Annotated in this window: 10 protein-coding genes; 7 read left to right on the forward strand and 3 right to left on the reverse strand. The window is 48.3% G+C overall.

Annotation, left to right across the window (positions count from 1 at the left end):
• Positions 1 to 86: 86 nt before the first annotated feature.
• The 6 genes from BLU57_RS08570 (at position 87) to BLU57_RS08595 (ending at position 8,374) form a co-directional block, all read left to right on the forward strand.
• The gene (locus BLU57_RS08570) at positions 87 to 1,358 is read left to right on the forward strand and encodes a GNAT family N-acetyltransferase (RefSeq protein WP_143026954.1); all 1,272 of its coding nucleotides are present in this window, start codon (positions 87 to 89) and stop codon (positions 1,356 to 1,358) included.
• A 177-nt stretch (positions 1,359 to 1,535) separates the two neighbouring features.
• The gene (locus BLU57_RS08575) at positions 1,536 to 2,579 is read left to right on the forward strand and encodes an MJ1255/VC2487 family glycosyltransferase (RefSeq protein WP_090319236.1); all 1,044 of its coding nucleotides are present in this window, start codon (positions 1,536 to 1,538) and stop codon (positions 2,577 to 2,579) included.
• Positions 2,576 to 3,622, forward strand: a complete 1,047-nt coding sequence (locus BLU57_RS08580; RefSeq protein ID WP_256206217.1) for a diacylglycerol/lipid kinase family protein — start codon at positions 2,576 to 2,578, stop codon at positions 3,620 to 3,622. Before BLU57_RS08575 ends, BLU57_RS08580 begins: the two co-directional genes overlap by 4 nt.
• A gap of 370 nt (positions 3,623 to 3,992) precedes the next feature.
• Positions 3,993 to 5,141 (forward strand): ABC transporter substrate-binding protein, encoded by a 1,149-nt coding sequence (locus tag BLU57_RS08585; RefSeq protein WP_176776401.1) that lies wholly within the window; start codon positions 3,993 to 3,995, stop codon positions 5,139 to 5,141.
• Entirely contained in the window at positions 5,138 to 7,324 is a 2,187-nt protein-coding gene (locus tag BLU57_RS08590) for a cache domain-containing protein (protein WP_090319244.1), read from the forward strand. The genes BLU57_RS08585 and BLU57_RS08590 overlap by 4 nt, the downstream gene beginning before the upstream one ends.
• A gap of 36 nt (positions 7,325 to 7,360) precedes the next feature.
• Complete coding sequence (locus tag BLU57_RS08595; protein WP_090319247.1) at positions 7,361 to 8,374, forward strand: hypothetical protein; 1,014 nt, start codon at positions 7,361 to 7,363, stop codon at positions 8,372 to 8,374.
• A gap of 26 nt (positions 8,375 to 8,400) precedes the next feature.
• Here the strand turns inward: BLU57_RS08595 and ftsH are convergent, their stop codons facing one another.
• Positions 8,401 to 10,230: an ATP-dependent zinc metalloprotease FtsH gene (ftsH, locus tag BLU57_RS08600; RefSeq protein WP_090319250.1), complete on the reverse strand. Its 1,830-nt coding sequence runs from the start codon at positions 10,228 to 10,230 to the stop codon at positions 8,401 to 8,403.
• A 120-nt stretch (positions 10,231 to 10,350) separates the two neighbouring features.
• On the reverse strand, positions 10,351 to 11,688 hold the full coding sequence (locus BLU57_RS08605; RefSeq protein WP_090319253.1) for an OmpP1/FadL family transporter: 1,338 nt from the start codon (positions 11,686 to 11,688) through the stop codon (positions 10,351 to 10,353).
• A gap of 357 nt (positions 11,689 to 12,045) precedes the next feature.
• On the opposite strand from BLU57_RS08605, the gene BLU57_RS08610 reads away from it, so the two are divergent.
• A complete protein-coding gene (locus BLU57_RS08610; RefSeq protein ID WP_090319256.1) occupies positions 12,046 to 14,580 on the forward strand; it encodes an EAL domain-containing protein in 2,535 nt (844 codons plus the stop codon).
• A gap of 166 nt (positions 14,581 to 14,746) precedes the next feature.
• Here BLU57_RS08610 and BLU57_RS08615 read toward each other — a convergent pair whose 3' ends face one another.
• Entirely contained in the window at positions 14,747 to 15,544 is a 798-nt protein-coding gene (locus BLU57_RS08615) for a carbonic anhydrase (protein ID WP_090319259.1), read from the reverse strand.
• Positions 15,545 to 15,801: the final 257 nt, after the last annotated feature.

The raw sequence follows: 15,801 nt of genomic DNA on the forward strand, positions 1-15,801 counted from the left end.
TCAAGCAGCGCCATCGTAATTAGGTGGCGCTGCTTGAACGTCAAAGAAATCACCGCGACCATGCTTTTTTGACTCAAAATTTCTCCATGCGACAAATTTCCGAAGCCCTGCAACGTGCTGTCCGCCATCAGCAATCCGGACAGTTTTCCGAAGCGGAAGCGGTTTGCCGCCAAATTCTTGCCGCACTGCCGGATCAGCCCGATACACTACATCTGCTCGCGATTATTTATGCCCAAACCAAGCGGTATGCGCAAGCGAACGATAATTTCCGCACAGCGATCACCCTAGCGCCCGCGCGCGCCGATTTTATCGGCAATTATGCCAATGCGTTATGGGAACAAGGTTCGATCGAAGAAGCCATCAGTTATTGCGAGCGCTCGCTCGCCATCAATGCCAATCAAGCCGAAGTGCTCAATGTATTGGGTAATGCGTTGATGGTGCAAAACCGCCATGAGAAAGCAGTAGAGCGTTTCCGCCAGGCGCTCCAATTGCGTCCGCAGTATCCGCATGCGCTCAATAACCTGGGCAATGCGCTGCAAAAAATGAACCAAGCCGCGGAAGCAATTCCCTGCTATCAGCAAGCAATCGAATTGCAGAGTGATTATTCGGAGGCCTGCAATAATTTGGGACAGGCTTTAAAGAACCTGGGAAGAATTGATGAAGCCAGAGTCCAATTTCATAAAGCATTACAGCTTACCCCCAACTTCAATCAGGCGCGCAACAATCTTGCGGAAGTCGATTCCTGCTGGCTGGAACCGCTAGAAGGAAAGAAATTATTCCTACGCCGTTACGAAGCACAAGACGCTGCTTACTTGCGGTACTGCCACCAAAATAATGACTTCATGACGTTGTACAATCAATACATTCCGCGCCATCAACCGGCCGATGAATTAGCCGAAAAATTGCGTCAGACGCAAGCGTTGCATCCTTGCCAGACAAAATCCGCCGACTGGGTCATTTTCCGCAAAAACACCGGTCAACCGGCCGGTATCGCCAATCTCGTCGACATCAATTTATCGCATCGCCGGGCGGAGTTTTTGATCGGATTGCCGGACTCTGAAGATCGCACCCGCGGCATTGCGCTTGAAGCGACCTTACTGGTTCTGGACTATGTATTCAACCGAGTGAAATTAAACAAACTGATCGCCCATGTTTATGCGCACAATGCCTTTTCCCAGAAAAATGCTTTGGCGCTCGGATTTACGCAAGAAAGCTATTTACGTGAACATCTGGTGGATCCGCATGGCAATCTTCTGGATGTATATGGCAATGGCATGACTATGCGCGATTTCCATTCTAATCCCAGAATTTCCAAACTTTCACTACGAATACTTGGCCGCGATATCACCGTCGTATAAGCAGCGATTGTCTGCAATTTTCTAAGTTTTCCGGCCCTTCAGCACGCCCGATGTAATCCACCAAACTGTCATTTTTCTGTCATGACAGCTTGCTACACTCTGCCCGATTTAATAAAACCCTGACACATCCAGGTTTCAAATCACCATCGCAGATATCCATTAAGGAACTGGAGCACCATGAAAATTTTTTACGGCATCCAAGGAACAGGAAATGGCCATATCACGCGTGGCCGTATCATGGCGCGTGAGTTGCAAGCAGCGAATCTCGAAGTCAATTATTTGTTCACTGGCAGGCCGCAGGACAAGTTTTTCGCTATGGAAGTTTTCAACGGCCATCAGTGGCGCGAAGGACTGACATTCGCTACCAACAAAGGCAAAATCAATCACCTGAAAACCGTATTGCAATCCAAACCGCTCAATTTTCTCAAGGATATCCGGCAGCTGGATTTGAGTGCTTACGATCTGGTCATTTGCGATTTTGAGCCGATAACCGCTTGGGCAGCGCGCAGGCAAAACAAAAAAACCGTCGGTATCTGTCATCAATACGCTTTCCAACATGACATACCGCGCGCAGGCAATGATCCGGTTTCCGAAATCGTACTGAAAAAATTCGCGCCGGTGGATTTAAGCATCGGCTTGCATTGGCACCATTTCGATCAGCCCATTCTACCGCCGGTGATTGAGACGCCTTTTATTCCCGAGCGGATTCAAAAAAACAAAATTGTCGTTTATCTGCCGTTTGAAGATCAGCAGCACATCATCCAACTGTTCGCACGCTTCAAAAATTTCGAGTTCTTCATCTATTCTCCGGAAGCATCGCCTTCGCATCATGCGCATATCCATTGCAAACCCTTATCGTTGACCGGATTTCAGCAGGATTTGTCGGATTGCGCGGGCATCATCTGCAATGCCGGCTTTGAATTGGCCAGCGAAGCGTTGCAATTAGGCAAAAAAATCCTGGTAAAACCCGTGCATGCACAGATGGAACAAGCTTCTAATGCAGCAGCGCTCAGCCTGCTGGGTTATGGGCAGATGATGCAAACCGTCGATGCCAGACGTATTGAACCATGGCTCTATGAAACCAAAGCGATCCGTGTCACTTACCCAAACACGGCCAAACATCTGGTGCAATGGATCAAGGACGGTATGCCGCCCGTTGAACAGTCATGGTGCAATCAAATCTGGTCGGAGGTCAATATCACCCCGGTTGAATTATCGTGAATTTAAACAGACACGCTGGAATTAACCCGCACATTTCATCCATGAACGACAGTCATTTGTTTCAACCCAATCCGCTGCTCCTTAAAATACCCGCGCCGGAAAAAATCCTGATCATTTTTAATCCGATATCCAGCGCTGGCAATACGGAATCGCTCGCGCATCAAATGGCAGCAGCGCTCTCTCAACAAGGCAAGCATGCTGAAATCTGTCCCTCCGAGAAAAAAATGAAGGGCTATACCCGCATCGTGGATAACATCGCGGCCAGTGATCTGGTCGTGGTGGTGGGCGGTGACGGCACCATCCGGAAGTTATTGGACCCGCTTAATAAAACAACCACACCGGTGTATGCCATACCGGGCGGAAACGAGTCGCTGTTTGCACGTTCCTACGCCATGAGCACCGCAGCGGATGATTTGCTCCAGGCCATCGCTTCCGGAGTTTGCTTGCAGCAGTTTTATGGTTTGATCAGCGGCAAGGGCATTCGCGGCGAGAAACCTTTTTTTCATATGGCTTCGATGGGATTGGATTCTTTAACGGTCAAAAACATCGGCAAACGAAAAGGCCCTCTCAATGATTCGATTTACCTTTGGCATGGACTGAAAGCGCTGTGTTCACTGCATCACCCTACTGTCTCGGTGAGTGTCGATGGCGAGCAAGTCATCGACCATGGTTCCGGGTATGTCATCGTGGCCAACAATTCGGCGTATGCGAAAAACCTGCAACTTGTGCCGAGCGCCGATCCATCCAAAAATGAATTGGTCGCCGGTTTTCTGCCGGGTGCCCGGCCGCAGCATGAATTGGTCAAAGCCATGCGCATTCTGCAACAAAAACCCGCAAACCTTCCCATGCAGTATTTCAGCGGTAAGCAAATCGCTTGCACGTTGCACGACAAGGCCTATCCACTTCAGGTCGACGGCGATTATTTCCGCAATCGCGATATCGAAGCCGAAAGCACCATTGAATTCAGCGTCAGTCAGCGACCCATCCGGGTATTAATTCCGCCAGCTCTTAATACAACCGCATTGCACGTCAGCAACGACTGATACCCCACCCCATTGGTTTTACCACCACAGATTCTTAATTGATTGTTCTCCAATGAGAATCCCGGATTCACGGGATTCTCATCATACCGTGCAAGCACTACCAGCAATACCACAAGCTGGATTCAATAATTCCCCTCGTTGCTGAAGCCTTTGGCATTGCTTGCACGGCTTTGATGCACACTATCGATAAAACAGCTGGAATGGTTTCTATGTCGGGATAGATATGATATGGTATCGCATTTAAGGTTGAAACAATCTAAGATACAGAATGTTAGTCAATAGAGTTAATCATACACTCGAAATTAAACCAGACCATCGGTCAAGCCAAAACAGTACCGGCAACGCAATCCTTCTCATTTGAATGACCAGCATGTTTAAACCCATCCCGATAAAGAAAATAACCCTTTTCTATACAAAGTGTTGTGCCTATATCGTTGTGCTTTGCTGGTGCAGTCTTGCACATGCCGAACCCATACAACTCGGCATGAGCACTTCGCTCAGCGGCCCCAATCAGTTATTGGGACGCGCCATGTACCTGGGTATGAATGCTTTGTTCGAGGAAATCAATCAGCAAGGCGGTATTCGCGGCCGCATGATCAATCTGACCGTACTCGATGACGGTTATGAGCCGGATAGTGTCAAGGTGAACACGATGCAGTTGATTGATCAGCATAAAGTCATCGCGATTGTCGGTAACGCCGGTACGCCGACGGCGGCGATTGCCGCACCCCTTGCCAACGCACGCGGCGTAGTATTTTACGGCGCTTTCACCGGCGCCGATCTATTACGCAAGATTCCGCCGGATCCTTATATATTCAACTTCCGCGCCAGCTACCGGCAAGAAATGGAGTTGATCGTGCAGGATATTCTGGAGCGCGGTATTTCTCCGTACCGCATTGCACTCTTTTTGCAGGATGACACGCTGGGACAGACCGGCTTCGACATCACCAAAGCGGTCTTGGAAAAATCGGGTTTCAAGCATACCGACCGGCTGCTGGTCACGTACTACCCGCGCAATTCTTTAGCGATACAAAGCGCAATCAAAGCAATGATTCAAGCAACACCGAAGCCCGAAGCGATCATCATCGTGGGCGCATACCAACCCGCCGCGCAGTTTATCCGCTTTTCTCACCGCATTTTTCCCAATGCGCGGTTTTATAACTTATCCTTTTCCGCCGCTTCGCTATTGGCCGATGCCCTACCCGGCATCCATGGGCGAATCTATATGACCCAGGTGGTGCCGCCCGCGGAAACCGGCTCCGAGGAACAAGACTTCATCTGGCGCGAAGGTTATCTTGCGGCACAGGTTCTGGTGAAAGCGCTGCAAAGCATCCCCGGTGAAATCAGCGGCGACACCCTGAAACAAGCATTGGAGGCGTTAGGATCGGTGAATTTGGAAGGTTTTGGCACAGTCACCCTAAATCCCGGCGATCATCAGGCAAGCGATCATGTTTGGCTGACGCATCTGGATAAAACCCGTCAATGGAATAGCGTGAAAACCACTGGAGAAAATAATTGAAGGGAACCCAGCAACTTGAATCGCCGGAACAAGCGAAGTGGACATTCATTTCCTGGATCAAGGGAATTCTCGGTATTTGCATGGTCATCTTCCTATGCATTTTTATTGCGTCAACCAATGGTATGGTGCAGAAATACCGCACCACCATGCAGCTATCGCAACAACATGCACTGGCCACCACGCAAACCATTGCCGATTCGATTAACGATCAATTAGCCGCGTTGGCTTCCGCCGCCAATGAACTTGCGGAAAACTTGCGGGAAATTTCTTGGAGCCAGGAAACAATTAATACCGCATTGAATGAAGCGGCGCTCAATCATTTTGGTTTCAATGCATTGGGTGTAGCTTTCGATTTATACCAAGCTGACCCCCAACTGCGTTTGTTTGCACCCTTTATCCGCCAGCAAGGCACGGCCTATCAACTGGACCGGATCGATCAGTATTATGACTATACCGGTCATGCGGCGTATAGCGCGAAAAACGGCAACAGCAAGAACAGTGACTGGTATCTGCAAGGCACCGGCGGAAGAAGCGGTTGGCTGGCGCCCTACTTTGATATGGCCTATCAGCAGCATACGCTGAAGTATGTCGTGCCGTTGCAAAAAAATACCGAAGCCAGAAAAGTGGCTGGCGTGGTATTTTTGGATATCGATCTGGATTGGGTCAGGCAGCAAGTCGAGAACCACGATGTAGGCGATAATGGTTATGCGATCGTCGTCAATGAATTCGACCAAATTATCTATCATGGACTCAAAGGTTCCAAGAAAATCGTCAGTGACTTGAATCAAGCCATTACGCCGACTTACTTTGCCGAATTCACTGCGGGAAAATTAGGGACTAATGAGCTCACCGATCGCTCCGCCTGGTTCAACCGCTATCCCATCGGCGAAACCGGGTGGTATGTGTTAACCGTGATGAATGCGGAAATCGGCAAGACGCACTTGTTTGAGAACGATAGTGACGAAGATACCCGAGTAATTCACGAATCCGATTTGATCAGCTGGATCGTCAATGCTGTCGTGTTGTGCCTCCTGATTTATATCTGGATTGCGTTCATCAAACAGCAGCAATCGGTTGCGCAATTGTTACGGCATGCATTTATCACGTCATTACTGCTGACCGTGGGCATCGTGTCGATCTGGATCACGGAATATTACACGCCCTCAGTGACCCGCAATCAATTGCTGACACTATCGAATCGCGCGATCGTCGAGCAATTTCAGAACGACTTTGCCGTCGCTGCTCTGCAGGAATCAAAAACACCGCCCTTTTTTGTTCCAACGGGCTTGTTCATTCAGTCGATTGAATTTCAGAACGCGACCAACGTGGCGATAACCGGCTATATATGGCAGCGCTTTCCCAGGCATTTTGAAGAAGATATCGAACATGGCGTCATTTTTCCCGAAGCCATAGAAACATCCATAACCGAAGCGTATGAACACGAGGAAGGCGATGAAATCGTCAAAGGTTGGTATTTTGAAGCCACATTGCGAGAAACCTTCGATTACAAAATATATCCTTTCGACCGGCAACTTCTCTGGGTACGTCTCTGGCATACCAGTTTTTCCAAGAATGTCATTCTCGTGCCGGATTTTAAATCCTTCGACAGTCTGAATCCCAATACTTTGCCCGGTGTTGAACAGGATTTTGTTTTGTCCGAATGGAATCCATCGCGGGCTTTCTTCGGAATCAAGGTGAATAAATACAACAGCAATTTTGGCGATCGTCAGTTCACCAGCCACGACAAGATGCCGGAACTGTATTTCAACCTGGAAATCTCGCGCAATATTTTAAATCCATTCATTGCGCATTTATTTCCTCTGGCTGTGGTGCTGTTGATGCTATACGGACTCGTTCTAACCATCTCCAAACAGGAAGCGAAACTGACACTCACCGGTTTCAATGTATCGACCATCGTCGCCGCGTGCTCGGCGCTTTTTTTCATCTTATTGATTATGCATGTGCAGCTAAGAGACGAACTGGCGGTAAATACCATTGTATATTTGGAATATTTCTATCTTGTCTCCTACATTACAATTTTGATGGTAACCGTCAATGCCGTGCTGATTTCATATGATCCGCCGCTCGGGATATTGGCATTTAAGGATAATTTCATTCCAAAACTTATTTATTGGCCGATCTTGCTGACTTGGATTTTTACCATTACCGCCATTCTATTTTAACCGCTTGCCTTCAGTGCCACGATACCAGGAGCAACCATGGAAGATAATCAATCGCCCGATCCTTATAAACAAACGAGTCTGAGGTATCAGCTCTACCGGGAAGCACGGGCCATGGCCGAATACGCGCTTGCCAACGGCAAAACGGTACCGGATAAAGTGATACGTACCATCGATACATTTACTGTGCAGAGCGATACCAGTTTGAATGACCGGATTCATGTCCGGGCCGATCTGGATATTGGTGAATTGCTTGCCGCACACTGCGCATTGGCCAGAATAGTGGAGCCCGCCAAACCGAATACCATTCTGTTGCTGGATATCGAACAAGGGGTTACCGGGTTCATGAAATTTCTCGGCCCGGTTTCATTGATCCGCCAGATGATGATCGCGGCTATCATATCGCTGATGTTATTCATCGGACTGACATTGACCGAAGAAGTAAGCCACGACAGCGGCAATATTATGTTGCAAGATGGCTTGGAATTGTTACTTAATCTAATGTTCTATCTGGCCGCAGCCGGATTAGGCGCTTCGTTTGCCGCACTGTATAAAGCCAATACGTTTATCGCTAACGGGACCTTTGATCCCACCTATCATGCTTCCTACTGGATTCGTTTCTTTCTTGGCCTGATTGCCGGCTTAATTCTCGCCATCATGGTTTCCGAGGCGTACTTTAGCAAACACTTGAGTGAAACGCCTTTCCTGGAAAAGGGTATTATCCGGCCATTACTGGCCATGCTCGGTGGATTCTCCGCCGATCTTACACACACGGTTTTAAGCCGCTTGGTTGAAACCATCCGGTCGCTGTTCACCGGCAGCCCGAAAGATCAGATTGCCAATAAGAAGAAAGCCATGCAGGTTGATTTCGCCGCGCAACAAAACCAGCAACACATCAATATGGCTTCCAATCTGATTGATCTCCAGCAGGTGATCAACAGCGGTGCGACACCGGAAGAAATCAATCAGAAAATTGATCAAATATTAAAAGATGCGCTGCCTAATTCGGATATCCGGCTAAAATCCTCCGGAAAACAGGATGATGACAGTTAAATCCACCGGTTTTCCTGCGCTAGTGCTTATGGCTGGTGCGCATAAGCATGAATTGCCTGCTTTAATTGCAGGATTTCTGGTTGATTCAAGGTTTCGGTTTTGAGCAGCGCTTCCGCGGTTTGATCCAGTAAGGCGCGGTTATTTTGCAGAATATTGATGGCTCGCTCCAAAGCCTGATCGACCAGGACGCGCACGGCAATATCGATTTTATTCGCGGTTTCCTCGCTGTAAGTGCGGCTTTGCGGCAATACCATATTGGGTTGCAAGAAAGCTGATTGCTCACGGTCGTATGCCACATTACCCAGTGCTTCGCTCATGCCATAACGGAGCACCATGGCACGCGCGATATCGGTGGCGCGCACCAGATCATCCGCAGCACCCGTGGAAACCTCATGAAACACCACTTGTTCGGCCGCTCTACCGCCCAGCAGCACCGCCATTTTGTTCAGCAGTTCCACGCGAGTCATGAGATAGCGGTCTTCCGTAGGGCGTTGAATGGTGTAACCCAGAGCACCGACACCGCGCGGAATAATCGATATCTTATGCACGTCATCGCTGCCCGGTAACGCGAGCGCTACCATGGCGTGACCAAGTTCATGAAAAGCGACGACACGCCGTTCGTTCGGATTGAGCAGGCGGTTACGTTTCTCCAATCCGGCCACGATACGTTCAATGGCGTTGTTGAAGTCGTCCATCGTCACCGATACGGCTGCGCGGCGTGTCGCGAGTAATGTTGCTTCATTGATCAAATTCGCCAGATCCGCGCCGGTAAACCCGGGAGTCAATGCAGCAATTTGCTCAATTTTGACATCGGTATTCAGTTTCACTTTTTTCGCATGCACGGCAAGAATCTGTTCACGCCCGGTTTTGTCGGGCCGGTCCACGAGTACTTGACGGTCAAACCGTCCGGCGCGCAACAATGCCGGATCGAGGATCTCCGGACGGTTGGTTGCAGCCAGCAGCACGATGCCGCTGCTAGGGTCAAAACCATCCAATTCCGCCAGGAGTTGATTCAGTGTTTGTTCCTTTTCATCGTGCCCGCCGCCCATACCGCCATAAGCACTGCGGGCACGCCCCAATGAATCCAATTCATCGATAAAAATGATTGCTGGCGCCATTTGCCGCGCTTGTTCAAATAGATCGCGCACCCGCGCCGCGCCGACACCGACAAACATTTCCACGAATTCCGAACCGGAAATGGAAAAGAACGGCACGCCCGCTTCACCGGCCACGGCGCGCGCAAGCAATGTTTTTCCAGTGCCGGGCGGTCCCACCAGCAAAATACCTTTCGGTGCGCGCCCGCCCAAACGGCCATAATCCACGGGATTTTTCAAGAAATTGATAATTTCCACCAATTCTTCTTTGGCTTCATCCACACCTGCTACATCGTCAAAGGTGACTTTGGTTTCTTTTTCGACAAAAACTTTGGCGCGGCTTTTACCAATCGACATCAATCCGCTTCCCATACCGCCACCCATGCGGCGAATCACAAACAACCAAATGCCGACAAAGATCGCCGTTGGCACGATCCACGATAGCAAATCGCGCAGCCAAGTGCTTTGCACCACTCCGGTATACACCACGTTGTGCTTATCCAGTATTTCCGCCAATTCCGGCTCTACCCGTGTAGTCACAAAATCTTTGACTCCATCGGCATTTTTTTCTTTCAGTGTGCCAAAAATCTGATTTTGTGTTATCGCAATCTCAGCCACTCTGCCCTGCTCAAGCAGACGATGAAATTCACTATACGGAATGGGTTTTATTTGGGTGTATTGAGAATAGAGATTTTGAATCAGCAGCAAACTTAACAATGCCACAATGACAAACCAGAAGTTAACATGTGTTTTTTTGTCCATTGTTCAACCTCGATTTATGGATACGAAGAATTATTGATAGCGCCATTAGAAACGAAACGCCGTCATAAGATACCGCAAACCGGCATAAGTTTCAGCAAACTACAGGGGATACTACGCGAGTTAGAAGCGCCAATCCATTTGCAGGCCGCCGATATTGATTTGCTCGGAATATTGTCCGGCGAGAACATCGGCTGTTGCACCTCGATGATTAATGCCGGCGTCGTTCATGAATAAGTGCCCGTATGCCGCGTGGATATTGACATTCTTCATGACGGCATAAGTCAATCCCGCAGTCAGCCAATAGCGGCTTGCATCAGGAATGCGCGGCGAACGATATCGGGCATTGGGAACCGGTGTTTGATCATAGGCAAAGCCCATCCGCACGGTCCATTTATTACTTTCGGAAAAATAATTGACGCCGAAAGCATAACGCCAGGTATCGTTCCATTTCAGGTTTTGCACATCATCCGATTGCGCCGATGCAAAATTGATCCGCAGCTCCTGTATCAAACTCCAGTGCGTCCACAACGCATCCGCGGAAACCGCCCAGCGCGGATTGAGGCGGTGCGACAAACCGAACAATACCGAATCCGGCAGCGTAACCGGCGTGCTTGTGCTGGTATCGACGAGAATGTTGCCTTGCGTCAACCCGATGGCCCTATCCGGAACGGAAAAATTTGCATGACCATTAACATCGTGCGCAATTCTGGAGCGGTAGCTGACACCGAAGCGCGTATCTTGATTCGGCGCATAAAAAGCACCGAAGTTATAGCCGAATCCAACACTGTCGCCTTTCAAGGACACATGGCCATCCGCGGATTGCGGCAAAATGCCTTGACGAGCGCACGGTGTTGGTCCCAATGTCAGGAAACAAGCGGGACCAAGATCAATGGCGTTGGTCAACCGGGATTGCAAATATTGGACATTGAAACCCGCGCCCAGTGAGAATTTCTCGGTGACTTTGAAGGAAAGCGATGGATTAAAGTTTAAGGTCAGAATCTCCGAATCAAGCGCTTGATAGCGCCCTTTCCAATCCGCATCATAGCTATTGCGCGTACCAAAAGGGGTATTGAATCCGAAACCGAAGGCCACCCGGTTTGTCAGTTCCTGCACATAATAAACATTCGGTACAAAAGCCAGATTAGGTGAATCGCCGCCATTACCGCCTTTCAGCGGCGCGCCTCCCAAAAATGGATTGAGATGTGAAGCGTCATTGTGAAAAACTGCGGAAGGTGCAATGACATATCCTGCTGTCGAAACCAGCCTACCGCGCACCTGACTCATTGCAGCCGGATTAAAAAACACCATACTGCCGTCGTCAGTGTTAGTGGGCGCACCCGAAAACGCTTGCCCCAGCTCCTTGACACTTTGCTCCATCACGGCAATGCCTGCACCGCGTATTGAAGTGGAGACAATCAAAAAAACCAAACCCGCAAACCAGAAAACACTTCGTTCCAAGGAACAATTAGTTATAGATAGCGTTTTAATAGATTAATCTCCATAATTTTCTTGATCGATTGAAAATTCACTGTTTTAATCCGGATGATCCTTACCGCTGTAAAGGTTTTCTTTACTTACATAAAATTCAAAGTATAATTTTCTGATTCTCAATAAGAATATTCTTACGCGTGTAGAAATGAGTGTTTTTCATTCACAATCCAGGCCGCATTATGTCATTGAAATAAAATGCTTACAAATCCTCAGCAATCTAGTTGTTTATTTTGAATTATGGTTATCCCGGCAATTCGCAAATAGTTCTAAATTCTTTGAAAAGTCATCCGACAAATTGCGTACAATTTTCAGCATTTGTCCGCAATGAAAAATGACTACCGGGCATCAGAGCTTAATCACCGTACTGTAGATTCCTCCTTGCAGCAAAACAATCATTCCACGGCATTATTGGCCGAGCAAGTAAAATTGCTTTATCAACAAGCCCCCAAGGCACTGGTTGTCACACTGATCACCTCCGCCGCGCTCGCTTTTATTTTCTGGAATCATGTTGCCAAGACTTGGCTGTTGGGATGGTTAGTCGCAATTTATTTACTGACTTTCGTCAGATTTCTGCTGGTCAAATCCTATTTCCGTAAAGAGCCATCAACTGCCGAATCCGCTCGCTGGGGCCGGCAATTTCTAATCGGTACGTTATTTTCCGGCATACTTTGGGGCTCCGCGGGCAGCATTTTCTTTGTCAGCGGCAGCGCCACACACCAATTATTTCTCGCGTACTTATTGGGCGGCATGGTTGCGGGTGCGATGGCTAGCTTGTCGTCTTACCGGGGCGCATTCCTGGCCTTCTCAATTCCCGTCGTCATTCCTTTTACTTATGAGGTGATGACGCACGACAGCGATGTACAACTCGCGATCGCCTTTACCTACCTCATTTTTGTTTTTGCAATGGGTAGTATTTCCCATCGCTTGTATCAAACTGTCGCGGAATCACTCAAATTCGGCTTCGATAATTTCGATTTGCTCAAACGGCTGATACAAGCGAAAGATCATCAAGAAGCGATCAATCAGGCATTGCAAATCGAAATCGCCGAAAAAGACCGTTCGCAACAAGCATTGAAAAGCGTTACGGAGCAACTGGAGCAACGTGTCGCAGAACGCACCCATGCACTCGCTTTGGCCAACGCTGTGTTGCATCAGGAAAAAGAATTGTTTCAGGTCACTTTGGCCAGCATCGGCGATGCGGTCATCACGACCGATGCCGGCGGTAACGTCACCTACCTGAATCCAATCGCAGAGATATTTACAGGCTGGAGCAACCAGGATTCCAATGGCCTGCCGTTGCAGCAGGTATTTAACATTCTTGATAGCGTTAACCGGTCGGCTGTTGCCGACCCGCTGGTATGTCATAACGGGACATCTGGAAATGCGCAAAAACACCATGAGTGTTTGTTAATCCGCAAGGATAAACAAGAATGGATTATCGATTACGCCGTGGCGCCAATTCAGAATGAGCAACAGCATGTGATTGGAACTGTTTTGACTTTCCGCGATGTCACAGAACAACGTAAGCTGACGCAAAAACTTGCCTATCAGGCAGCGCATGATTCACTGACCGGCTTGTTGAACCGTAAGGAATTTGAAACCCGTCTCGGCAAAATCCTGGCGGCCACCCGCAAGAACGATTCACACGCATTGCTGTATCTCGATCTAGATCAATTCAAAATTATCAATGATACCTGCGGACATAGCGCCGGCGATGAATTGCTGCGCCAAGTCACCGCATTGTTGCATGCCAAGCTGCGTACACGCGATACGCTAGCGCGTCTTGGCGGTGATGAATTCGGTGTCATCCTGGAGCACTGCCCGCAGAACGAGGCGCTGCAGGTTGCGCAAGCATTGCGAGAATTGGTGCAAAACTTTCGTTTTCAATGGCAAGGCAATACTTTCAGTATCGGAGTCAGTATTGGATTATTTCCCATCACGCATGCCAACGAAGGCCTCGCTTATGCATTAAATGCGGCCGATAGCGCCTGTTATGCGGCCAAAGAACAAGGACGTAATCGAGTACATATATATCAAGCCGATACAGCGCAGCAAAAATCCGGCGAAGTGCAATGGCTGCCCCGCATTCAGCAAGCCATGATCGACCAGCGGTTGTGCTTATATTTCCAGCCGATTCAGTCTATTTCGAGCAACAATGGTAAAGAGAAACACGGTGAAATCCTGTTGCGCTTGGAAGATGAACACGGCCGTCTCGTCATGCCGGGGGCATTCTTACCGGCTGCTGAACGGCATGATCATATGCTGGTCATCGATCGTTGGGTGATGGAACATTCGTTTAAATTAATCAAGGCACATGCACACCACCAATCCAACGTCATCTATACTATCAATTTATCTGCACAAGTACTTGAGAATGCAGATTTTCTTGATTTCGCTGTGAATACCATCAAAGCCAGTAAGCTAAACCCAGCTTGTATTTGCTTTGAAATCACAGAACATGTCGCGCTGACTGAAACGAACCACGCAGTGCGTTTTGTGACTACGTTAAAAGAACTCGGATGCCGTTTTTCGATGGATAATTTCAGCGGTGGCTTGTCATCACTCGGGTATTTAAAAAATATTCCGCTCGATTATCTGAAAATCGATGGCCGGTTGATCAAGAACATGCTTTCCGATCCGGTCGATCAAGCTATGGTTGAATCGATCAACCATATTGGTCACGTGATGCGGCTTAAAACCATCGCCGAGTGGGTCGAAAACGATCAGACTTTACAACTGCTGGAAAATATGGGCATCGACTATGCGCAAGGTTACTGGATCGCTGAACCTTACCCCATTGACGCCAAGTCATTAAAATTCCCGGCTAACGATAAAATCAACCATAAGCTTGATCGCTAGAATTGTTTGTTAGGTAGTTAAACGCAGAAGAAATTGGGAAACAGCACGAAGATTCACAACAGAACGATCAAACGCAGATCGGCAAGTGAGAAATCATAAGGTAAATCGTGCATTAACCTGGAAATATCAAGTTAGTACATTGATTTACCTTAGATTCTTACTTAATTTATTTAGTCGAAGAAATAACGCGCCCATTCAGATTCTGCGGTGATCTCGCATTATCTGTATAGAATCCCTTGAGCTGTGAAAGCTGTGCCGCAGATATCGAAATGCTATCCAATAAAAGATACCACTGCACGCCTTCGCTACAAGGCGGTGTTGTTAAAGAGCCAGCGAATGCTACGTAATCAAACGATTGATGACGCATTGGCGGCAATAACGTTGTAGGATCAATTTGAATGCCGGTGGCGTTGGCATTTTGATCACCCCCCGTAGCGGGCATATTGTTTAAAATAGTCTGCAATGTCGCATTCTCTTCTCCCACGGTTACCGCAACACCCAGAACGATGAGCCGCCCGTCCGGACCGACATGAACAAAATGTAATTCCGCCGGAAACTTCACGCCACCAACTGCATGTTCGCTGGGCTCATGAAAGTGAAACTGAACCAGCGGATACGATTCTTCTCCGATTTTCAGCTCACCTTTATAGTGCGTCGAGGTATTGACCTGAACCGCGTGGCCGGTATTGAAGAATACCGGAGTGTCCACATCGTACCAAACCTCCAGATCATTCAATTTACGGGCATTATCAATTCTCGCATCGGCTAAATCGACCGGCGATTGGTGTGAGCCGATACTGCATTCCGCATACGGATAATTCAATGGCACTACGGTTTGTGACGGATCCTGGATCGCTCCCCAGGTTGCCTGTTCCTCATGCGTCCAGTGTGGAGCGGAAACTGCGGCTGCGGTATAACATGCAAAAATTGCTGAAGCCAGATTTCTCAATACTTTTCTGTTCATTGGTTATCTCCAATTTGCAAATCGTCATTCGATTAACATGTATGTTTTTTGCAATAATCCACCATCGACGGTTTCTTATCCTTCTCGGAATCCTTTGCCGATTGAGAATTTTCCTTTGTGGTCGATGAACTCGATTGTGAAGTTTGTGTTTGTTGGCTGGAATCAGCAGATGACTTTGCGTTGTTCGATCCGGATTCAGCAAAACACGAAACACTTAAACTCATTGCGATAGCCAAAAATATTTTTATCAGCATAAT

The sequence above is a fragment of the Nitrosomonas oligotropha genome (assembly GCF_900106555.1).
Taxonomy (GTDB): Bacteria; Pseudomonadota; Gammaproteobacteria; order Burkholderiales; family Nitrosomonadaceae; genus Nitrosomonas; species Nitrosomonas oligotropha_A.

Bases quoted from the DNA above. Each gene is read 5' to 3' on its own strand.
- BLU57_RS08570 (WP_143026954.1), top strand. From the start codon at position 87: ATGCGACAAATTTCCGAAGCCCTGCAACGTGCTGTCCGCCATCAGCAA.
- BLU57_RS08575 (WP_090319236.1), top strand. From the start codon at position 1,536: ATGAAAATTTTTTACGGCATCCAAGGAACAGGAAATGGCCATATCACG.
- BLU57_RS08585 (WP_176776401.1), top strand. From the start codon at position 3,993: ATGTTTAAACCCATCCCGATAAAGAAAATAACCCTTTTCTATACAAAG.
- BLU57_RS08595 (WP_090319247.1), top strand. From the start codon at position 7,361: ATGGAAGATAATCAATCGCCCGATCCTTATAAACAAACGAGTCTGAGG.
- ftsH (WP_090319250.1), bottom strand. From the start codon at position 10,230: ATGGACAAAAAAACACATGTTAACTTCTGGTTTGTCATTGTGGCATTG.
- BLU57_RS08610 (WP_090319256.1), top strand. From the start codon at position 12,046: ATGAAAAATGACTACCGGGCATCAGAGCTTAATCACCGTACTGTAGAT.
- BLU57_RS08615 (WP_090319259.1), bottom strand. From the start codon at position 15,544: ATGAACAGAAAAGTATTGAGAAATCTGGCTTCAGCAATTTTTGCATGT.